Origin of the sequence: Kitasatospora sp. NPDC088779 (assembly GCF_040685395.1) — a bacterium.
In the GTDB taxonomy this organism is placed as follows: Bacteria; Actinomycetota; Actinomycetes; order Streptomycetales; family Streptomycetaceae; genus Kitasatospora.
On the sequence record NZ_JBFBHW010000039.1, the window covers coordinates 62,751 to 82,950 of the forward strand.

Genomic DNA, 20,200 nt, shown 5'->3' on the forward strand with positions numbered 1-20,200 from the left:
TATCCCCCCGAGGAACCCGGCGGTCGGCCCCAGCGCGCCGCACCCCCGCCGCGAACGATGATCTTCTCACCGAGCTTTCGGGACAAGGAAACTGAGGAGAGATCGTGACCACGGCGAACAAGCGAACGGTCGGCCGACGCGGACTGATCGCGGTGACGGTGGCAGCCGCCGGCACCGCCCTGCTGGCCCCGGTGGCCTCCGCCGCCCCTGCGGCGGACGGCCAACGGAGCACGGTGGTCCGCGCGTTGGAGCGGTCCGCGCACCCGCTGCGGTCGACCGAGCCCGGCGGCAGCACCAGCGACCTGCGGGCGCTCGGCGCGATGGTCGGGGACGCCAAGGTGGTGGGCCTCGGCGAGGCCACGCACGGCTCGCACGAGTTCTTCACCATGAAGCAGCGGGTCTTCCGCTACCTGGTCCAGGAGAAGGGCTTCACCACCTTCGCCCTGGAGATGAGCTGGTCGGCGGGCCTGAAGATCGACAAGTTCCTCCAGGACGGCAAGGGCGACGCCCGGCAGATCGTCAAGGACGAGCTGGGCCAATCACCTTGGGAGCGCCAGGAGTTCGTGGACCTGATCAGCTGGATGCGCGAGTACAACCGCCAGCACCCGGAGCGCCCGGTCCACTTCATGGGCGACGACGTCGGCGCCCCCAAGCTCGGCGAGGAGGTCTTCGCCCGGGTCGACGCCTACCTGCGCAAGGCCGACCCCGCGGCCCTGGCGCGCGTGGACGGGCTGTACGCGGGCCTGCGCCCGCTCGACGACACCGTCGGCTACCTGAAGCGGCCGGTGGCCGAGCGGAAGGAGAACGCCGCCAAGGCGCAGCAGGCCCTGGACCTGGTCACCGCCGCCAGGGGCAACGGCGGCGAGGAGTACGACTGGGCCGTGCAGCACGCCCGCATCATCGCCCAGACCTTCGCCTTCGCCACCTTCGAACTCACCGACCCGGCCTCGGTGAACGCCGCGGAGGTCATCCGCGACCAGGCCATGGCCGACAACACCGCGTGGTGGCAGCGCCACACCGGCGACCGGATGCTGCTCTCGGCCCACAACGGGCACGTCGGCTACCTGGCCAGCGATCCCGAGATGTACCCCAAGACGCAGGGCTCGATCCTGCGCGACACCTTCGGCCCGGAGTACCTGAACATCGGGTTCACCTTCGACCGGGGCTCCTTCCTCACCATGGGCGCCGCCCTCGGCACCGACTGGGAGAAGAACACCGTGCCCGCGGCCACGCCCGGCATGAACGAGTACACCCTGGACCAGGTCCGCCGCCAGGACTACTACGTCGACCTGCGCACCGCCCCGCGCGTGGTCCGCGACTGGCTGGACACCGCCCGCCCCGTCTACGAGGCCGGGTCCACGTTCACGAAGGACCCGCTGCCCTCCGTCGCCCTCGGACGGGCCCACGACGTCCTCGTCCACCTCCACCAGGTCCACGAGGCCGAGAAGCTCTGACCGGGCTCCGGCCCCGCCTCGGATCGGCGGCCCGGCCTCAGGCCGGCGGGGTCGCCGTCTCGGGGAACGCCCGGTCCAGCAGCGCGCCCAGGGCGGCCCGGTCCTGGCCGGAGAGCTGTTCCAGCGCGGTCAGGCCGGACATCAGGTCGGCCCGGATCAGCCGGACGGTCTGCTCGCCCCGGTCGGTCAGGGCGATGCTCTTGACCCGGCGGTCGGCGGGGTCGGGCTCGCGGCGGACCAGGTCGCGGCCTTCCATCCGGTCGACGATGCCGGTGACGTTGGAGGCGTCACAGGACAGCAGACCGGCGAGGGCGCGCATGGAGCGCGGCCGGGTGAGCAGGCTGAGGGTCTTGCCCTGCATCAGGGTCAGCCCGTGCCCGGCCGCGGCGGAGGCGAAGTGGCGGTAGTAGGCCGCGGCCACCCGGGCGAGCTGATCCATCAGCTCGCCCGGCGTGGCCGGTGGGTCCGGGTGGGGGTTCTGGTGCACGGTTCGAGCATAGGCACATTGCTTGACACCCTCAACCATTGAGGTTTACCGTCCAAGAATGCTTGAGGTCATAAACCATCGACGACCTCAAGGCAGCTGGAAGGACCGCGAGACCCTCATGAACCACACCCCCGCCGCCACCCCGGAAGCCGCTTCCGAAGCCACCCCGGAGACCGCCGCCGCCACGGTCACCCGCCTGCGCGCCGCCTTCGACACCGGCCGGACCAAGCCGCTCGCCTGGCGCCAGGCCCAGCTGGCAGCACTGCGCTCGCTGCTCACCGAGCAGTCCGAGGCGTTCCTCCAGGCCCTGCACGAGGACCTCGGCAAGAGCACCGCCGAGGCCTACCGCACCGAGATCGGCTTCACGCTCAACGAGCTCGACCACACCGTCACCCACCTGGAGCAGTGGCTGCGGCCGAAGCCCGCCGCCGTGCCCGAGTTCTTCCAGCCCGCCGCGGCCCGCGTGGTGCGCGACCCGCTCGGCGTGGTCCTGATCATCGCGCCCTGGAACTACCCGCTCCAGCTCGCCCTGTCCCCGCTGGTCGGCGCACTGGCCGCCGGGAACGCGGCCGTCCTCAAGCCCAGCGAGCTCGCCCCCGCGACCTCCGCCGCGCTCGCCCGACTGCTCCCGCGCTACCTCGACCCGGCGGCCGTCGCGGTCGTCGAAGGCGCCGTCCCGGAGACCACCGCGCTGCTGGAGCAGCGCTTCGACCACATCTTCTACACCGGCAACGGCGCCGTCGGCCGGATCGTCATGGCAGCCGCCGCCCGGCACCTCACCCCGGTCACCCTGGAACTCGGCGGCAAGAGCCCGGTGGTGGTCGAACCCGGCGTCGACCTCGCGGTCACCGCCCGGCGGATCGCCCGGGGCAAGTTCCTCAACGCCGGCCAGACCTGCGTCGCCCCCGACTACGTCCTCGCCATCGGCGAGAGCGCGCCCGCGCTGGAGGCACACCTCGCCGACGCCGTCCGGGAGCTGTACGGCGACGACCCGGCGACCGGCGGCGAGTACGGCCGGATCGTCAACGAGCGCCACTTCGACCGGCTCACCGCGCTGCTCGGCGACGGTCGGACCGTCACCGGCGGCACCCACGACCGCGCCGACCGCTACCTCGCCCCGACCGTCCTCGCCGACGTCTCCCCCGAGGCCCCCGTGATGCGGGCGGAGATCTTCGGCCCGATCCTCCCCGTCGTCTCCGTGCCCGACCTCGACGCGGCGATCGCCTTCATCAACGAGCGCGACAAGCCGCTCGCCCTCTACGCCTTCACCGAGTCCGCGCACACCAAGCAGCGGCTGACCGAGGAGACCTCCTCCGGCGCGCTCTCCTTCGGACTGCCGGTCTCCCACCTCGCCATGCCCGAGCTGCCGTTCGGCGGCGTCGGCGAGAGCGGCATGGGCCGCTACCACGGCGAGTACTCCCTCGACACCTTCAGCCACGCCAAGGCCGTCGTCGACAAGCCCCTCGCCTGACCGCTCCCCCTCGTCCGATCGTTTCTCCCCTCCCCGCCACCCCGACACCGAGCGAGCATCCTCATGACCACCATCGACCACGGCGCCGCCGTCGCCGCGGAGACCGCCCGGCTCGTCGCCGCCCTCCAGGACGCCGACCCGGCCACCCCGGTGCCCACCTGCCCCGGCTGGACACTGACCGACCTCACCCGCCACACCGGCAGCGTGCAGCGCTGGTTCACCGTCCTGCTCCGGCAGCGGATCCAGCAGCCGCCCCGCAGCCGCGAGGTCGACCTGCGGCTGCCCGCCGGGCCGGACGGCTACCCCGCCTGGCTGGCGGAGGCCGCGGCCGAGGCCGGCGCCACGTTCGCGGAAACCGACCTCGACGCCCCGATGTGGGCCTGGGGCGCCGACCAGCACGCCCGCTTCTGGGTACGGCGGATGCTGTTCGAGACCCTGGTGCACCGCGCCGACGCGGAACTCGCCCTCGGGCGCACCCCGGTGCTCGACCTGGAGCTGGCCGCCGACGGGGTGTCCGAATTCCTCACCAACCTGCCCTTCGCCGCGTTCTTCGCCCCGGGGATCGCCGAGCTGCGCGGCGCGGACCGCACCATCCGCTTCACCCGCACCGACGGCAGCGCCACCTCCGCGGACGGTGACTGGCTGATCCGCCTGCGGCCCGACGGCTTCGGGCTCGACCGCTTCGGGCTCGACGCGGACGGCCCGGGCCCGGAGGCCGACGTGACCGTCCGCGCGAGCGCCGCCGATCTGCTGCTGCTCCTGTACGGCCGCCTCGACCTGGCCTCCGCCCGCCTCGACGTGCGCGGGGACGAGGAACTGCTCGCGCACTGGTGCGCCAACTCGGCGTTCTGACCTGCCCGGACGAGGGGCGGCGGCCGGGCCGCCGCCCCTCGTCCGTACGGGTGATCGACTGTCGGTGGCCGGTGCTAGCGTGCCGTTCCGTCAACAGACGATCAAGGAAAGGCGGCATCGGATCGTGGACGTCGAGGTCACGCGCCACCAGGTCGCACCCCAGCGGATCACCCAGGCCCTGGAGGGCATCGAGGACCGGGCCCTCACCAGCTGGTACCGGATCCACTACGGCCGCCTGGCCATCCAGGAGATCCGGACGATGGGCGAGGAGCTCCTCGACCACATCGGCGCGCTCACCCTGGAGGGCCGGCCGCTCAGCGGCTACCCCGCCCGAGTCATCCTGGAGACCGCGGCCGAGTGCTCCCTCGGTGTGCTGTCCCTCGGCTGCTTCCCCCGCGGCGACTTCGAGGTCCCCTTCCCGTTCATCGGCGAGACGCTGACCAGCGAAGAGACCAGCTTCGGCGACACCATCGACTTCGCCCCCACGGCCGCCACCTGGGTCGACGCCTTCGCGATGTGCGTGATCAGCGGCCTGATCCAGGAGCGCCACCGCATGCTCGGCCCGCTGCTGAAGGACGACTACGGGCCCTCGGTCCGCAAGGGCCTGCCCCACTCGGACCTGGACTCGACCTCCGATCCGGCGAGCCTCGCCGAGCTGGACGCGCTCTGCTCCTACCTCCACGTCGTGCCGACCGCCGTCTCACCCTGGGTCGCCCCCGGCCCCGTGCCCCTGCGCAAGCCGGACGCCGAGGAGCGCGCCACGGCCGCCCGGGCGCTGGACGCCGCCGGTCCGCTCACGCCGGACCAGCAGCTGCTGCGCGTCCTGCTCGACGACGACCGGAGCACCTTCGAGCGGGCCCTCGCCGCCCGCCTCGGCCAGCACCGCGAGAGCAGCGCTCCGGACGCGGCCCCGCGCAGCCTGCTCCCGGTCCTCCCGATCGCCCTGGCCGCACTCGCCGTCCAGGCGCACGGCTGGCAGCTCGGCCTCTCCTCCGGCTACCTCCCGGCGACGCTCATACAGCCCCCGGTGCTCTGACCGCCCCACCCCAGCCATCCGCCCGTCTGCCTGTCCATCCGTCCGTCCGTCCGTCCGTCCGTCCGCGGAGTGTCCAACGGTTGCCCAACAGACGAAACATCCCACCTATAGCCGCCGATCCCCGGCCGGATCGGCGGGCATCCCGTCCGCTACCCGGTCTCCTGGTGAGCGCACCCGCCCCCGGCAAGCACCGAGCCGCTGTGAGCCGCGACGGCCGGGTCATCCGATCGGATGGCCCGGCCGTCCGCGTTGTCGTCGTCCTGGCCGAAGAACGCCGAGTCCAGCCCGGAACCACCGGGACCAGGGGCACGAACCGGGCTCAGCCGGCCGCCGGGCGGTCGAGGAAGCGCCGGAGCCCCTCCCGCACCCCGTCCGTCGGCACGGTGGCCGCGAAGCAGGCCGCCTCGACGGCGAGGCCCTCGTCGATCGGCAGGTTGATGCCACGGGTGACGGCCCGCAGGCAGGCGGACACCGCGGTCGGCGCGTGCCGGATGATCCGGTCGACCAGGCCCCGTGCCGCGTCGAGCAGTTCGCCGGCCGGGACGACGGCGTTGACCAGTCCGATCTCGGCGGCACGGGCGGCCGGGACCGGGTCCCCGGTCAGGATCAGCTCCAGGGCGCAGCACCCGACCGCACGCACAGCCACCGCCCGCACGAGCCCGCCCGACGTCCTGCCCCGGTGCCCTACTCCCCCACACCGCCCCGCGCGGCCCGGGTGAACCGCGCGCCCCACTCCTCGACGAGGTCGAGCAGTTCGGGCGGGCCGAGGACGCGGAAGTCCGCGCCCAGCGAGCCGAGCGCCATGGCCGGCCAGTCCAGGGAGTCGGCGGTCATCTCCAGGTGGCAGCGCCCGGCGTCGACCTCCTCGACGGTGCCCCACCGGCCGACCCGTGCGCGGACGGTCGCGGCCGGGGCGTTCACCAGCGCCGCCACCCGGTACGGGCGCGGTACGCCGTTGAGACCGGCCCGGACGAACTCGGCGGCGTCGGCGGCGGGCAGCGAACGGGGCCCGAACCGGACGCCGCCGCCCTGCGGCGCGCTCAGCCGGTCGAGCCGGAAGGTGCGCCAGTCCTGCCGGTCGAGGTCGTAGGCGACCAGGTACCAGCGGCGGTGCAGGCACACCAGCCGGTGCGGTTCGACCTGCCGTTCGGCGTGCCGGCCGTCGGCGGCGGTGTAGGAGAAGCGCAGCCGCTCGGTGTCCCGGCAGGCCAGCGCGACCACGGTGAGCCGGTCCGGGTCGACGCCCGGCCCGGCCGTGGCGCCCCCGCCGACGGGGACGGTCACCGCACGCAGCGCCTCGACCCGGTGCCGCAGCCGGGCGGGCATCACCTGCACCACCTTGGCCAGCACCCGCACCGAGGCCTCGGCGATGCCCTCCACCGGGCTCTCCGCCGCGGCCTGGAGGCCCACGGCCAGGGCGACCGCCTCCTCGTCGTCGATCACCAGCGGGGGCAGGGCGGCGCCCGCGGCGAGCTGGTAGCCGCCGTCGACGCCGCGCTGCGCCTCCACGGGGTAGCCGAGTTCGCGCAGGCGGTCGATGTCGCGGCGCAGGGTGCGGATCGAGACCCCGAGCCGGTCGGCCAGTTCCTCGCCGGGCCAGTAACGGTGGGTCTGGAGCAGGGAGAGCAGTCGCAGCGTCCGGGTGCTGGTGTTCGCCATGACCCCGATCATCCCGGAATTCAGGCCAGAAAGTGGCCGCTATCGCGTTTAGCGTGGACCTTGTCCGAAGGAGCAGGAACCGAACGGAAGGCCACCACCATGACCAGCACCGCGACCCCGAACAACAGCACCACCACCGGCGAGCGCGCCGACCTGCTGGCGGCCCTGGCCAAGCAGCGGCACTTCCTGCGCTTCACCACCCGCGACCTCACCGACGAGCAGGCCGGCCTGCGGACCACCGCCAGCGCACTGTGCCTGGGCGGCCTGATCAAGCACGTGAGCGCGGTCGAGCGGTTCTGGGTGGCCTTCATCGTGGAAGGCCCGTCCGCCATGCCCGATTTCAGCAGCTTCACCGAGGCCGACTTCGCCCGCCGTGCGGACGAGTTCCGCCTGCTGCCCGGCGAGACGCTGGCCGGCGTCCTGGCCGAGTACGCCGAGGTGGCCCGCCGCACCGACGACCTGGTCGCCACCCTCCCCGATCTGGGCGCCACCCAGCCGCTGCCGAAGGCCCCCTGGTTCGAGGCCGACACCGAGTGGTCGGCCCGCCGGGTGCTGATGCACATCGTCGCCGAGAGCGCCCAGCACGCGGGCCACGCCGACATCATCCGCGAGGCCCTGGACGGCGCGAAGAGCATGGGCTGACGCCGGTGGACGGCCCGGGTGCCTGGGGCCTGTCCGGCGGATCCGCCGGACAGGCCCCGGGCCGCCCCTCCCCCTCGGCCGGTTGCCGGGGGCGGGTCAGCCCCGGCCGACGAAGGTGAACCCGGCCCCGGCGACCGCGCCACGGAGCACGGCGTCGTCGAGCGGTTGCGCGGACGCCACGGTGACGCGGCCGGTCGGCGCGTCGGCGCTGACCCCGGTGACGCCGGGGAGGGCGGCCAGCCCGGCGCTGACCGTCCTCTCGCAGTGGCCGCAGCTCATGCCGTCGACGGTGAGGACGGTGGTGATGGACATGGTGGTGCCTCCGGTGAGGTGAGGTGGGGTGGGGAAGCCCGGCCGGGCCCGCTCGGACGCGGCCGGTGATCAACGTGCACCACGACAGCGGAAAGCGCCGCCGACGCCGAGGGACACGCCGCACGGGTGGCACCTTCGAGTGGTTCCGGGAACCGATCGGTCCGCGCGACCGACGGGTCGTCACCGACCGGCTGAACCGGTGGTCCGCTTTCGCCCGTTCCTCCCCATAACGCCCTTCCTTTCCGCGACCGAACCCCGTCCGAACTCCGCCTAGACTCGTCTGATCCCGACCGGACCCGCCCAGGAGCCCTTCACCGCCATGCCCACCCCGACGCCCCACACCTCCATACCCGGCGGGTCCACCGGACCCGACCCGACCACCGGAGCGAGGGCGCGCCTCGCAGCCGGGGGCAGCCGATGAAGAGGTTCACCGGATTCCGGCGCCTGCGGCTCTGGCACGGCGCGCTCGCCCTGGTGGTGGCCGGCGCCGTGACCGCCGGCCTGCTGTGGTGGCACCCGTGGGCCCCGGGCGAGGGGCAGAAGCCGATGCAGTTCACCACGGCCGCCGGCGACTCACCCCGCTTCGGCACCGGCGAGCACCTGTACCGCTACAAGGTGCGGGCGGAGAACGGGATCGCCGAGAGCCCCGGGCAGTTCGCCACCGAGGTCGACGCGGTCCTCGGGAACGTCCAGTACGGCTGGGCCGCCGGTGGCACCGCCTCCTTCCAGCGCATGCCCGCCGACCCGGTGGACTTCACCGTCTACCTGGCCACCCCGGAGACCACCGACCGGATCTGCGGCCAGTACGGCCTGGACACCGGCGGCACGGTGAACTGCGGCGTGGGCCACCAGGTCGTCATCAACCTCAAGCGCTGGACGGAGCTGTCGGAGTTCTACGTCGGCAAGCCCGAGCTCTACCACGCGCTCGCCGTCAACCACGAGGTCGGCCACATCCTCGGCAACGGCCACGTCGACTGCCCGGGCGCGGGCGCGCCGGCACCGGTGATGATGCAGCAGATCAAGGGCCTGCACGGCTGCGTCCCGAACGGCTGGCCCTACTCCGACACCGGCACCCTGCTCACCGGCCCGCCCGTCCAGGCCCCCACCTCCGCTCCCTGACGGCCCACCCCTCCCGTCCGCGGCCGGCCGCCCGGCTGGCGTCAGGACCAGGCGGCCGGCAGCGGACGGGCGTGCAGTACGTCCAGCCGGGACACCGCCCGGGTCACGACCACATAGAGGCGGTGCAGGCCGCGCGGTTCGGCCTCGACGATGGCGGCGGGCTCCAGCACGATCACATGGTCGTACTCAAGTCCCTTGACCAGCGAGGCCGGTAGCACCGTGACCCGCGCCGGGGTGCCGACCTCCGCCGCCGACGCGGCCGCCACCCCGGCCTCCCGCAGTGCCGAGGCGGCCCCCGGGGCCTCCGCGTCCGCGGCGATGACCGCGATCGACCCCTCCCGCTCCAGCGCGCCGCGCACCGCCTCCACCACCGACCGCCCCGGGTCACCGACTTGACGTACCGTCAGTTCGCCGTCCTGGCGCAGCGAGCGGGCCGGCGGGACTCCCACGTCCAGCGCGGCGAGCAGTTGGTTGGCCAGGGCCAGCACGGCCGCCGGCACCCGGAAACCGGTGGTCAGCGGGACCACGGCCGCCTGCGGCTTGCCCAGGTGGGCCAGTTGCTCGGGCCAGCTGCGCGCCGACCACGGCGCGGTCGCCTGCGCGAGGTCGCCGAGGACGGTGAGCGAACCGAAGGCACTGCGGCGGGCGATCGCCCGGCACTGCATCGGCGAGAGGTCCTGCGCCTCGTCGACCACCACGTGGCCGAAGCCGGCCGGCCGCTCGATCAGCCCGGCCACCTCGTCGAGCAGCAGCAGGTCGTGCCCGGACCAGCGTGCGCTCTTCGGCGAGCGCGGCGGCCGGTGCCAGCGGATCGCCGCCTGCTCGGCCGGGGCGAGCAGGCCGTCCGCGGCCTCGGCCAGGACGGCGGGGTCACCGAGCAGGGCCGCCAGCACCGCCTCCGGGCGCAGCGCGGGCCACGCCGCGTCGAGGAAGGCCGCCACCGGCCGGCAGCGGCCGATCCTCGTCCGCCAGGCTCCACCCTTGATCCCGGACCGCCGCTCGGCCCGGTCCTGGAGTGCGGCCACCACCCGGGTGCGGAGGTTTTCCCGGCCGATCGCGTACGGCGCGTCCTGCTCGCGCAGTTCGGCGACCATCCGGTCCAGTTCGTCCGCCGGGACGCGCCAGCGGTAGGAGCCGTCCGGGACGACCAACGCCTCGGAGCCGGTCGCGCCGACCCGCCCGTACAGCGCCCGGCGCAGCACGGCCGCCATCCGGGCGTCCTGCTTGACCACGGCGGCCCGCTCGTCGTCGTCCGCCTGGACGGGGTGCGTGGCCACCAGGTCCTCGACGGTGCACTGGGCGATGTCGATCTCGCCGAGCGCGGGCAGGACTTCGGCGATGTAGCGCAGGAAGGTCGGGTTCGGGCCGACGACCAGCAGGCCACCGCGCTGGATCCGCTGGGGGAAGGTGTAGAGCAGGTAGGCGGCGCGGTGCAGGCCGACGGCGGTCTTGCCGCTGCCCGGCGCGCCCTGGACGCACACCGACTCGGTCAGCCCGCCGCGCACCAGCGTGTCCTGCTCGGGCTGGATGGTGGCGACGATGTCACGCATCGGCCCGGTCCGTGGGCGTTCGATCTCGGCGGTGAGGATGCCGCCGGCGCCTCGCCGCCCACCCCGCGCCTCGGCGCGGCTCAGGTACTCGTCCTCCAGGCCGGTGAGGTCCTCGGGCGCGCCGGGGCTCGACGGCGCCCAGCCGAAGCGCCGTCGCCTCGCGAGGCCGAGCGGCCGGTCGGCGCTCGCCTGGTAGAACGCCCGGGAGACGGGGGCCCGCCAGTCGATCACCAGCGGCGGCGCGGCCGGGTCGGCCGAGATCCGGCGGCGGCCCACGTGGTAGCGCTGGCGCCGGTGGTCGCCGGTCTCCGGGGCGTCGTCGAAGTCGAGCCGGCCGAAGAATGCCGGGCTCTGCGGCAGTTCCCGCATCCGCCGGGCCCGGGTCCGCAGGTAGCGGCCGAGGGCCTCCGCGCCGGCACCGTCGCCGGAGACGTCCTCCGCGGCGACGACCTGGTGGTCCGCGTCCTCGACCTGCCGGGCCAGTGCCGCCCGGCAGGCCTCGACATGGGCCCGTTCGCCTTCCAGCTCCCCGTCGAGGCCGGCCGCCGTCCGCTCGCCGTCCGCGCGCCGGAGGTCTCCCGCCATCGCCGCACCCCTTTCCCCGTCACTTCCCTGCCACCGGTTCCGCCCGGCCGTGCGCCCGCAGCACGTACGCACGGAGCACGTACGCACGGAGCAGCATAACTGAACCCAGTTAAGAGAATGACCGAGTTGCGTTTTGGGCGGGTCCGGGGATCGACGGACGCCCGAGGCCTCCCCGGCCGCCCCTCCCGCGGGCGCCGACCTCGCCCTCGGTGCTCATCCGCGCATGCCGGAGCACGGATAATCCTGTATCGGACCAGGTCGTGGTCCTGATCGTGCTCATGGAGGAACAGCGTTGAACGGTATGCCCGCCGGAGAGAACCTCGACTACCGGCTGCTGCTGGATGCCGCGGCGGCGGCCGCGCGGGCGACCGGCGACCAAGGGCATGTCGCCGACTACATCCCGGCCCTCGCCACGGTCGACCCGGACGCCTTCGGCATGGCGGTGGCCACCGTCGACGGCGAGCTGTACGGGGTCGGGGACTGGGAGCAGCCGTTCTCCGTCCAGAGCGTCTCGAAGCTGTTCACCCTGGCACTGGCCCTGGCGTACGGCGGGGACACGGTCTGGCGCGGGGTGGGGCGGGAGCCGTCCGGCAATCCCTTCAACTCGCTGGTGCAGTTGGAGAGCGAGCACGGCATCCCGCGCAACCCGTTCATCAACGCCGGCGCGCTCGTGGTGACCGACCGCCTGCAGACCATGACGGGCGACGCCGCCGGGACGGTCCGCGAGTTCCTCCGCCGGGAGTCCGGCAACCCGCTGCTCGACACCGATCCGGTCGTGGCCGCGTCCGAGGCCGAGCACGGCCACCGCAACGCCGCCCTGGCCCACTTCATCGCCAGCCACGGCAACCTGGAGAACCCGGTCGAGACCGTCCTCGACCACTACTACGCGCACTGCGCGGTGTCCGCCAGCTGCCGGGACCTGGTCCTGGCCGGCTCCTTCCTGGCCCGCTACGGGGTGCGCACCGACGGCACCCGGCTGATGTCGCGCAGCGAGGCCAAGCGCGTCAACGCCGTCCTGCTCACCTGCGGCACCTACGACGCGGCGGGCGAGTTCGCCTTCCGGGTCGGGCTGCCGGGCAAGAGCGGCGTGGGCGGCGGCATCCTCGCCATACTGCCCGGGCGGGCCGCGGTCTGCGCCTGGGGCCCCCGGCTGGACCAGGCCGGCAACTCGGTGGCCGCGGTCACCGCCCTGGACGCCCTGACCACCCTCTCCGGCTGCTCGATCTTCTGACCTCCCGACGGCCTCCCGACGGCCTCCCGACCGCCGCCCCGCCGCCCCGCCGCCCCGGCGCCCCGCCGCCCCGGCGCTCCGGCGCTCCGGCGCTCCGCGGGCTCGCGCGCCACACCCGGCCATCGCCCAACTTGTGGCGTTGATCCGACTGTTGGGCACCGACCGGCCGGTTGTCCATGGCATGCTCCAGGCGGGGGCGCCGATCGTGATGACGATCGGCCGGCCATGAGGAACACGACCAAGAGGAAAGTGGGGGTCCCGTCCCATGCGAACCGTCGTAGCAAGCTTGTTGGCCCTGGCCGGCGCGGCAGGGCTGGTGCTCAGTTCGTTCCAGCCCTGGTACGCCAAGAGCGATCCGAGGTCCGTACCGGTCGCCGACCTGTTCCGGGGCATGTCACCCACCCGCACCACGTCGACCGGCATGTCGATGTTCCTGCTCCTGGCCGTCGCCGCGGCGATCGCGGTGCTGGCGCTGCTGGTGCGCTCGCGCCCGGGCCTGCTCCTGGCCGCCGTGGTCGCGGTGGTCACCGGCGTGCTCTGGGTGTACCAGAAGGGACGGGAGGTGAAGCCGCTCTCGCTCGGGATCGGCGATCTGGAGAACGGCTTCTGGAACGCCTGCGGCGGCGTCCTGGTGCTCCTCCTCGCCCTGGCCGTGCTGCCGCCCAAACGCTCCTGAGCCTTCCAGCCTCCCGGCCCGGTCGCCCCCACGGCGGCCGGGCCGGAGTCATTTCCGCCCAAGGTGATCCACTCCCCATCACTCCCTAAAATCACCTTTACTTCACTCCTCACGGTAGCTTAAGGATAGATACCAACCTATCGAGCGAGCTGGAGTACGGCATGACCATCTACACCTCCGACGAGGGCGCCCGCGTCCTCGCCCAGGAGTACACCGCCCTCCTGGACCGCTGGCCCGTGCCCGCCGAACGGCTGCACGTCCCCACCCGCCAGGGTTCGACCTTCGTCCTGGCCTGCGGCCCCGAGGACGCGGCGCCCCTGGTCCTGCTGCACGGGTCCGGGGCGAACGCGGCGATGTGGGCGGACGACGTGGCCCTGTGGGCCCGGCACTTCCGCGTCTACGCCGTCGACGTGATCGGCGAGCCCGGCCTGAGCGCCCCCGTGCGCCCCGAACTGCACTCCGACGCGCACGCGCTGTGGCTGGACGACGTGCTGGACGCGCTGCGCGTCGAACACGCCGCCTTCGTGGGGACGTCGCTGGGCGGGCTGCTGGCCCTCGACTACGCCATCCGCCGCCCGCAGCGGGTGGACCGGCTGGCGCTGCGCTGCCCCTGCGGGATCGGCCGCCAGAAGCGGGGGGTCCTGGTCGCCGCACTGTTCGTGCTGCCGTTCGGGGACTGGGGGCGGCGCACGATGCTGAGGCTGGCCCTGGGCCCCGCCCCCACCACCGTCCCGCCCACGGCAGAGGAACGCGCCTTCGGCGAGTACGTGCTGCTCATCCACCAGCACTTCCGGCCGCGGCGGGAGAAGCTGCCGGTCGTCACCGACGACGACCTGGCGGGCCTGGAGATGCCGGTGCAGGTCACCATCGGTGGCCGCGACCGGCTCATCGACTCCCACGACACCCGCCGCCGGCTCCAGCGGGCCGCCCCCCGGGTGTCGGTCACCTTCCTCCCCGAGGTCGGCCACCTGCTCAGGGACCGGACCCGGCCGGCCCTCGACTTCCTGCTCGCCGAGGAAGGCGGCCCGCCCCGGGCCTGAACGCGAGCGGCCCCATGCTCCACCGCCCGTCGGGGCGAGGAGCACGGGGCCGTCGTACCGGGACCGGCACGAACCGGGTCAGGACCGCGCGGCGGACCTCACGGAACGCGGATGACGGGCGGCGGCAGCGCCGGCAGGGCGGCGGCGCCCGCCACCGACGGCACCCCGGGCGGAGCGGCGGGGACGCTCGACGACCGGGTCGGGGATCGTCACGGGGATGCCGGTCGGAACGCGGGCGCCGGTGAGGCGGGCGAGTTCGTCGTCGTCGGAGTGGACGCGGGTGGCCGTGGGGGCGATCCCGGCGGTGGCCGCCAGCCGGGCCATCTGGCGGCGCTGGCTGGGCAGGACGAGGGTGACGACGGTGCCGGACTCGCCGGCCCGGGCGGTGCGGCCGCCCCGGTGGAGGTAGTCCTTGTGGTCGACCGGCGGGTCCAGGTTGACGACCAGGTCGAGGCCGTCCACGTGGATCCCCCGCGCGGCGACGTTGGTGGCGATCAGCGCGGTGACCTGGCCGGTGCGGAACTGCTCCAGGGTCCGGGTGCGCTGGGGCTGGGACTTGCCGCCGTGCAGGGCCGCAGCCTTCACCCCGTTGGCGAGCAGGTCATCGACCAGCGCGTCGGCACGGTCCCGGGTGTCGGTGAACATGATCACCCCGCCGTCCCGGGCCGCGATGCGGACGATCAGGGTGTTCTTGTCGTGGTTCTGCACATGCAGCACGTGGTGCTCCATGGTGGTGACCGCTCCGGCCGACGGATCCACCGAGTGGGTGACCGGGTCCTTGAGGAAGCGGCGCACCAGCCGGTCGACGTTGCGGTCCAGGGTCGCGGAGAAGAGCAGCGTCTGGCAGTCGGCGGAGACCTGGTCGAGCAGCTCGGTGACCTGCGGCAGGAAGCCGAGGTCGGCCATCTGGTCGGCCTCGTCCAGGACCGCGATGCCGACGTCGTCCAGTCGGCAGTGACCGCGCTGGATCAGGTCCTTCAGCCGGCCGGGGGTGGCGACGACGACCTCGGCGCCCCGGTGCAGCACCTGGGACTGGCGGCCGATCGACATCCCGCCCACCACGGTCGCCATCCGCAGCCGCACCGAGTGCGCGTAGGGGGTGAGCGCCTCGGTGACCTGCTGCGCGAGTTCGCGGGTGGGGACCAGTACCAGGGCCAGCGGGCTGCCCGGCTCGGCCCTGCGGCCGGCGGCACGGGCGGCGGTGCGGGCCAGCACCGCGAGGCCGAAGGCGATGGTCTTGCCGGAGCCCGTCCGGCCCCGGCCGAGCACGTCACGGCCGGCCAGCGAGTTCGGCAGCGTGGTGGCCTGGATGGGGAACGGCGAGGTGACGCCCTGGCGGGTCAGCGTCTTCAACAGGGCCGCGGGCATGTCCAGTTCGTCGAACGACTCGACGGCGGGCAGGGCGGGGGTGGTGCTGACCGGGAGTTCGAACTCCTGCTGGGAGGATCGGCCCTGGGCCCGGTTCGGGGCTCCGGTCCGGCGGTGCGGGCTGCGGTGCGACGGGCGATTCGAGCGGTTCATACGGAACCTTCCTCAAGACGGCACGTCGCGAGGAAGGCTCCGCTGCACGGGCGCGCGGAGATCACAAGAAACGGGCCGGAGATGTGCCGGGCGGGGCGCGAACGATGCGGCCGGGCGAGGCATGGACGGTGCAGCCGCCGGTGGGCGGGCGCCGGTGCGCGGTCGGCGCGACACGGCCCGCGCGGGACGGCGGACGACGGCCGAAGGCGGATCCACAGGGCCCGGTACGGCCGGGGCGGCCAGGACGGCCGGAGGCGATTCGGGGGTGGAACGGCCGAGGGGCCCGCACCGGGCGTAGTGCACGGTGCGGGCCCCTCGCTACCAGGCGAGTGCCGTGGCAGAGAACTACAGCGGGCGAATGTTCTCGGCCTGCGGGCCCTTCTGGCCCTGCGTGACGTCGAACTCGACCTTCTGGCCCTCGAGCAGCTCACGGAAGCCCTGGGCGTTGATGTTCGAGTAGTGGGCGAAGACGTCAGCGCCGCCGTCCTCCTGCTCGATGAAGCCGAAGCCCTTTTCCGCGTTGAACCACTTCACGGTACCAGTAGCCATAAAAAAATCTCCTTCGAGAGACTGTACGAAGTCCGCACCGTGCGGACCGTCGAGTCGCCGCGATGAGCACCCGCCGGGGAAAGAGCCGGAAAACAAAAAATGCGCCTGCAATACATCAGCAGGCGCACACAAAGTTCATGGGAACCACTACTGCAACTAAATCGACTGTAGCAGGCCCGGGCTCGTCGCGGTGGACATTCCGCGGCCGGTCTTTCCGGCCCCTCCCCCACGGGAGCGGCTCGCCCGCCGACGGGCTCGGCAACGGGTGGTGCCGCCACGGCAGTTGGGACACCGGCGGCGGGGCCCGGTCGGGCGAAGAATTTTTTCGGGCCGGGCGGGTCCGCCGAGCCAGGGCCGGCTGGTCGTGCCCTGTCACCCGGCGGGGTTCCGGCCCTCCGGAAGGGTCCGCTCCCCGGTTTTTCGGAGCATACTGATCGGGATGACGAAATCACCGGCAGTCCGGCGCCACCTGCCCACCAGTCCCTTCAAAGCCCCGGCCGAGGTGCCCCGCAAGCGGTTCGCCGCGGGCGACCGGGTCACCCACGACAAGCACGGCCTCGGCCGGGTCGTCGACGTCGAGGACGGCAGCGACATCGCGGTCCTCGTCGACTTCGGCTCCCGCCAGGAGCGACTCACCCCTCCGTACGCCGAGATGTGGAAGCTCTGACCCGGGGCTCCCCCCGGGACACCAGGGCCCGGGCCCCGGAACGATCCACGAGACCTTCCCCAGGACGCCGGACCGTGCGTAGGCCGTAGGACAGGCCGCGCGCACGGTCACGCGCCCGGCCTGCGCCGAACCGTGCACGAGGCCACCGAAGCCGGCGGCGGCGCAATAGTCTGGGTGCATGTCGAACTCTGATGAGCTCCTCGTTGACATCGCCGCCATGGTGGAGTCCGAGCACAGCAACCAGATGTCCTTGACCGTGGTCGTCCCCGGAGCGGTCATCACCGGCCGGCTCGCACCGATGGACCTCTGGTTCGAGCGGGTGTCGGAAGTCCTGCACACCTCACAGCACTTGAAGCCGTTCGCCGCCCTCTTCTCCCCGCCCTCCGCCGGCGCGCCCGCACGGCCGACGCACCTGCACCTGCACCGGGCGCGGATCCTCCAGGGCGACTTCGGACTGCCCCATACCGGCGGCATGTACCGGATCGCCATCGAGGACGTGAGCAGTTGGACGGTGGGTGACCTCAGCTACTCCGACGCCTGACCTCCGACGGGCCCCGGGCGCCACACGGCCGCCCGGGGCCCTGTCCGTCCGCGAACACGGGCCCGCGCCGCGCCGTCAGCGGCCGGTGAGCGAGCGGAGTTCGGCGGCGTAGAGCTCGGCGGGGTCGAATCCCATGCCGGTGAAGTGGCCGGCGAGTTCGAGGGAGAGCACGCCGTGCAGCCGGGTCCAGACGGCGAGGGCCAGGCGGAGGACCGCCGGCGGGGCCGGGTGCCCCCCGGCCCAGGCCCGGTGTTCGGCGAGGTGGGCGTCGAACGGGGACGGCGGCACGGCCGGTGACTGCTCCGCGGGTGACTTCTCGACGGGCGGCTGTTCGGCGGCGCAGGCATCGAGCAGGACGGCCATGATCTCGACGGAGATCCGGGTGGTGTCCTCGGGCGCCCGGTAGCCGGGCACGGGGGTGCCGTAGACGAGCAGGTACCGCTGGGGGTCGTCCAGGGCCCACCCGCGCAGGGCCTGCGCCAGCCCGGCCACGTCGGTACCCGCGGCGGCGCGGGCCTGGAAGGCGTCGGCGAGGCTCCGGTAGGCGTCCCGGACGAGTTCGGTGATCAGCTCGTCGCGACTGGCGAAGTACCGGTAGAGGGCCGGGCCGCTCATGCCCATCCGCTTGGCGATGGCGTTGAGGGACAGCGCGGAGGCCCCGGCGGTGGCGATCTGCTCCCAGGCCCGCTCCTTGATCTCCTCCTGCACCTGGGCGCGGTAGCGCTCCCGGGGAGTCCTCACATCCGACGCGCCCATGGCCGCCTCCAGACCTCACGACGACGACATCACCATCTCGTTAGAGGCTATCACTCCCCCTCTTGACTCTCACCAACGCCGTTCGTTATAACTTCTAACGAAGGCAACAACATCTACCGAGAAGGAGGGCGTCATGGACACCGAACGCCTCGTCCAGGTCGTACTGCCGGGCATCGTGGCGCCGGAGGGCCTGGAGATCCGGCACGGAGCCGTACCGCGGGCCGGCCGGGGGCAGGTCCTGATCGCCATGGAGGCGAGCGGCGTCTCGTTCGCCGAGCAGCAGATGCGCCGCGGCCGGTACTACGACCAGCCGCCGTTCCCGTTCGTCCCCGGCTACGACCTGGTCGGCCGGGTGCTGGCCACCGGCGAGGGCGTCGACCCGGGGCTGGCCGGGCAGCGGGTGGCCGCGCTGATGAAGGTCGGCGGATGGGCCAGCCACGTGACCGTCGACGCCGCCGACGCCGTGCCCGTCCCGGACGGCCTCACCGCAGCCGAGGCGGAGACCGTGGTGGTCAACGGCATCACGGCCTGGCAGCTGCTGCACCGCCGGGCACGGGTGCGCGCCGGGCAGCGGATCCTGGTGCACGGCGCCTCCGGCGGGGTGGGCTCCGTCCTGGTCCAGCTGGCGCGCGCGGCCGGCGTGCAGGTGATCGGCACGGCGTCCGCGCGACACCACGACGCCCTGCGGGAGCTCGGCGCGACCCCGGTCGACTACCGCACGGAGGACGTGGCGGCCCGGGTCCGGGAGCTGGCGCCCGGCGGGGTGGACGCCGTGTTCGACCACGTCGGCGGGCGCAGCGTGATCGACTCCTGGCGCCTGCTCGCCCCCGGCGGCACGCTCGTCGCCTACGGCAGCGCCTCCACCCGCGACGACACCGGCTCCAAGCAGTGGCCCGTGCTGAAGATCCTCGCCCGCACCTGGCTCTGGAACACCCTGCCCAACGGCCGCCGCGCCCACTTCTACAACATCTGGGCCGGCCGCGCCCTCGGCCGGGACCGCTTCCGCGCCCGCCTCCGGTCCGACCTCGCCCAGGTGTTCGCCGCCGTCGCCCGCGGTGACGTCACCGCCCGGATCGCCGCCCGGCTCCCGCTCGCCCGGGCGGCCGAGGCCCTGCGGCTGGCGGAGTCCGGGACCGTCAGCGGCAAGATCGTCCTGGTTCCCTGACCCGCGGGGCACGGGGGCACGGGGCCCGGCAATGACTCGGCAATGACCCGGCAATGGTTCAGACCATTGACGGCCCGGACGGGGGCTTCTACGGTGTCAGCACCGACCTGACGCAGGCATGCCATGATCTTCGGCCGCGCCCCCACGCGCGCGCCCTACGTCGGGCGCACACTCCATCCACCCCCACGGAGGAGCACCATGCGCAAACGTCATCTCGCCGGCGCGGCCGCGGCCGCGATCGCGCTCCCGCTCGTGCTGGCCCTGCCCGCCCAGTCGCACGGCTACATCAACCTGCCGCCCAGCCGGTCCGCGCTCTGCGGAGCGGGCGGGGTGCCGTGGGACTGCGGCGACATCCAGTGGGAACCGCAGAGCGTCGAGGGCCCGAAGGGCTTCCCCGGCCGGGGCCCGGCCGACGGCACCATCTGCGCCGGCGGGGACGCCCGTTGGGCCCCGCTGGACGACCCGCGCAACGGCACCTGGCCGACCACCCGGGTGACGGCGGGCCAGCAGCTCACCTTCACCTGGTACATCGAGGCCCGGCACTCCACCACGAACTTCAGGTACTACCTCACCAAGCCCGGTTACGACGCCAGCCAGCCGATCACCCGGGCCAGCCTGGACCTCACCCCCTTCCTGACCGTCCCCTACAACGGCCGCCAGCCCGCCGCCACCACCACCCACACCGCGACCCTCCCCAGCGGTCGTACCGGGCACCAGGTGGTGGTGGCGGTCTGGGACGTCGCCGACACCGGCAACGCCTTCTACTCCTGCACCGACGTCCAGTTCTGACGGTCCTGACCGCTGCACCGCACTGACGGCCCCGGTCCCGGCGGCCCCCCGGGGGGGGGGGGGGGGGGGGGGCCCCCCCCGCGGCCCCCCCCGGGCGG

21 protein-coding genes are annotated in these 20,200 nt (G+C 73.4%); 13 read left to right on the forward strand and 8 right to left on the reverse strand.

Translation table 11 applies throughout. The annotated features are described in order from the left end of the window. The first annotated feature begins 104 nt into the window (after nt 1-104). Nucleotides 105-1,454, forward strand: coding sequence for an erythromycin esterase family protein (locus AB0P03_RS29550; protein WP_363585810.1), 1,350 nt, complete (start codon nt 105-107; stop codon nt 1,452-1,454). A gap of 37 nt (nt 1,455-1,491) precedes the next feature. Here the strand turns inward: AB0P03_RS29550 and AB0P03_RS29555 are convergent, their stop codons facing one another. Further along, complete coding sequence (locus AB0P03_RS29555; protein ID WP_363631720.1) at nt 1,492-1,941, reverse strand: MarR family transcriptional regulator; 450 nt, start codon at nt 1,939-1,941, stop codon at nt 1,492-1,494. A 118-nt stretch (nt 1,942-2,059) separates the two neighbouring features. On the opposite strand from AB0P03_RS29555, the gene AB0P03_RS29560 reads away from it, so the two are divergent. The 3 genes from AB0P03_RS29560 (at nt 2,060) to AB0P03_RS29570 (ending at nt 5,300) form a co-directional block, all read left to right on the forward strand. After that, nucleotides 2,060-3,412, forward strand: coding sequence for an aldehyde dehydrogenase family protein (locus AB0P03_RS29560; RefSeq protein ID WP_363631721.1), 1,353 nt, complete (start codon nt 2,060-2,062; stop codon nt 3,410-3,412). A gap of 63 nt (nt 3,413-3,475) precedes the next feature. Continuing rightward, the gene (locus tag AB0P03_RS29565; protein ID WP_363631722.1) at nt 3,476-4,264 is read left to right on the forward strand and encodes a maleylpyruvate isomerase family mycothiol-dependent enzyme; all 789 of its coding nucleotides are present in this window, start codon (nt 3,476-3,478) and stop codon (nt 4,262-4,264) included. Nucleotides 4,265-4,388: 124 nt separating this feature from the next. Beyond that, nucleotides 4,389-5,300 (forward strand): immunity 49 family protein, encoded by a 912-nt coding sequence (locus AB0P03_RS29570; protein WP_363631724.1) that lies wholly within the window; start codon nt 4,389-4,391, stop codon nt 5,298-5,300. A gap of 319 nt (nt 5,301-5,619) precedes the next feature. Here the strand turns inward: AB0P03_RS29570 and AB0P03_RS29575 are convergent, their stop codons facing one another. Next, nucleotides 5,620-6,033: an enoyl-CoA hydratase-related protein gene (locus AB0P03_RS29575; RefSeq protein WP_363585815.1), complete on the reverse strand. Its 414-nt coding sequence runs from the start codon at nt 6,031-6,033 to the stop codon at nt 5,620-5,622. Then, nucleotides 5,985-6,959, reverse strand: coding sequence for a YafY family protein (locus tag AB0P03_RS29580; RefSeq protein ID WP_363631725.1), 975 nt, complete (start codon nt 6,957-6,959; stop codon nt 5,985-5,987). The genes AB0P03_RS29575 and AB0P03_RS29580 overlap by 49 nt, the downstream gene beginning before the upstream one ends. Nucleotides 6,960-7,058: 99 nt before the next feature. Here AB0P03_RS29580 and AB0P03_RS29585 point away from each other — a divergent pair, with 99 nt between their 5' ends. Beyond that, a complete protein-coding gene (locus tag AB0P03_RS29585) occupies nt 7,059-7,601 on the forward strand; it encodes a DinB family protein (RefSeq protein ID WP_363585817.1) in 543 nt (180 codons plus the stop codon). A gap of 96 nt (nt 7,602-7,697) precedes the next feature. Here the strand turns inward: AB0P03_RS29585 and AB0P03_RS29590 are convergent, their stop codons facing one another. Continuing rightward, on the reverse strand, nt 7,698-7,913 hold the full coding sequence (locus tag AB0P03_RS29590; RefSeq protein ID WP_363585818.1) for a heavy-metal-associated domain-containing protein: 216 nt from the start codon (nt 7,911-7,913) through the stop codon (nt 7,698-7,700). A gap of 417 nt (nt 7,914-8,330) precedes the next feature. On the opposite strand from AB0P03_RS29590, the gene AB0P03_RS29595 reads away from it, so the two are divergent. Continuing rightward, nucleotides 8,331-9,032: a DUF3152 domain-containing protein gene (locus tag AB0P03_RS29595; RefSeq protein WP_363585819.1), complete on the forward strand. Its 702-nt coding sequence runs from the start codon at nt 8,331-8,333 to the stop codon at nt 9,030-9,032. A gap of 41 nt (nt 9,033-9,073) precedes the next feature. Here the strand turns inward: AB0P03_RS29595 and AB0P03_RS29600 are convergent, their stop codons facing one another. Then, complete coding sequence (locus tag AB0P03_RS29600) at nt 9,074-11,167, reverse strand: AAA family ATPase (RefSeq protein ID WP_363585820.1); 2,094 nt, start codon at nt 11,165-11,167, stop codon at nt 9,074-9,076. Nucleotides 11,168-11,468: 301 nt separating this feature from the next. Here AB0P03_RS29600 and AB0P03_RS29605 point away from each other — a divergent pair, with 301 nt between their 5' ends. The 3 genes from AB0P03_RS29605 to AB0P03_RS29615 all read left to right on the forward strand — a co-directional run bounded on the left by AB0P03_RS29605 (nt 11,469) and on the right by AB0P03_RS29615 (nt 14,114). Then, a complete protein-coding gene (locus AB0P03_RS29605) occupies nt 11,469-12,398 on the forward strand; it encodes a glutaminase (RefSeq protein WP_363585848.1) in 930 nt (309 codons plus the stop codon). A gap of 265 nt (nt 12,399-12,663) precedes the next feature. Continuing rightward, nucleotides 12,664-13,074, forward strand: coding sequence for a hypothetical protein (locus AB0P03_RS29610; protein WP_363585821.1), 411 nt, complete (start codon nt 12,664-12,666; stop codon nt 13,072-13,074). Between the two features lie 161 nt (nt 13,075-13,235). Further along, nucleotides 13,236-14,114, forward strand: coding sequence for an alpha/beta fold hydrolase (locus AB0P03_RS29615; RefSeq protein ID WP_363631727.1), 879 nt, complete (start codon nt 13,236-13,238; stop codon nt 14,112-14,114). Nucleotides 14,115-14,192: 78 nt separating this feature from the next. Here the strand turns inward: AB0P03_RS29615 and AB0P03_RS29620 are convergent, their stop codons facing one another. Together AB0P03_RS29620 and AB0P03_RS29625 are read right to left on the reverse strand one after the other, a co-directional pair. Next, complete coding sequence (locus tag AB0P03_RS29620; protein WP_363585823.1) at nt 14,193-15,635, reverse strand: DEAD/DEAH box helicase; 1,443 nt, start codon at nt 15,633-15,635, stop codon at nt 14,193-14,195. A 345-nt stretch (nt 15,636-15,980) separates the two neighbouring features. Continuing rightward, nucleotides 15,981-16,184 carry a cold-shock protein gene (locus tag AB0P03_RS29625; RefSeq protein WP_063350360.1) on the reverse strand — a complete coding sequence of 68 codons (204 nt, stop codon included), beginning with the start codon at nt 16,182-16,184 and terminating at the stop codon, nt 15,981-15,983. 439 nt (nt 16,185-16,623) lie between these two features. Here AB0P03_RS29625 and AB0P03_RS29630 point away from each other — a divergent pair, with 439 nt between their 5' ends. Beyond that, nucleotides 16,624-16,851 (forward strand): hypothetical protein, encoded by a 228-nt coding sequence (locus AB0P03_RS29630; protein ID WP_063350359.1) that lies wholly within the window; start codon nt 16,624-16,626, stop codon nt 16,849-16,851. Nucleotides 16,852-17,029: 178 nt separating this feature from the next. Beyond that, nucleotides 17,030-17,392: a hypothetical protein gene (locus tag AB0P03_RS29635; RefSeq protein ID WP_363624569.1), complete on the forward strand. Its 363-nt coding sequence runs from the start codon at nt 17,030-17,032 to the stop codon at nt 17,390-17,392. A gap of 75 nt (nt 17,393-17,467) precedes the next feature. Here the strand turns inward: AB0P03_RS29635 and AB0P03_RS29640 are convergent, their stop codons facing one another. After that, nucleotides 17,468-18,148, reverse strand: coding sequence for a TetR/AcrR family transcriptional regulator (locus AB0P03_RS29640; protein WP_363631729.1), 681 nt, complete (start codon nt 18,146-18,148; stop codon nt 17,468-17,470). A 133-nt stretch (nt 18,149-18,281) separates the two neighbouring features. Here AB0P03_RS29640 and AB0P03_RS29645 point away from each other — a divergent pair, with 133 nt between their 5' ends. Together AB0P03_RS29645 and AB0P03_RS29650 are read left to right on the forward strand one after the other, a co-directional pair. Beyond that, nucleotides 18,282-19,313, forward strand: a complete 1,032-nt coding sequence (locus AB0P03_RS29645; RefSeq protein WP_363631731.1) for a medium chain dehydrogenase/reductase family protein — start codon at nt 18,282-18,284, stop codon at nt 19,311-19,313. Nucleotides 19,314-19,511: 198 nt separating this feature from the next. Beyond that, the gene (locus tag AB0P03_RS29650; RefSeq protein ID WP_363631733.1) at nt 19,512-20,102 is read left to right on the forward strand and encodes a lytic polysaccharide monooxygenase; all 591 of its coding nucleotides are present in this window, start codon (nt 19,512-19,514) and stop codon (nt 20,100-20,102) included. Nucleotides 20,103-20,200: the final 98 nt, after the last annotated feature.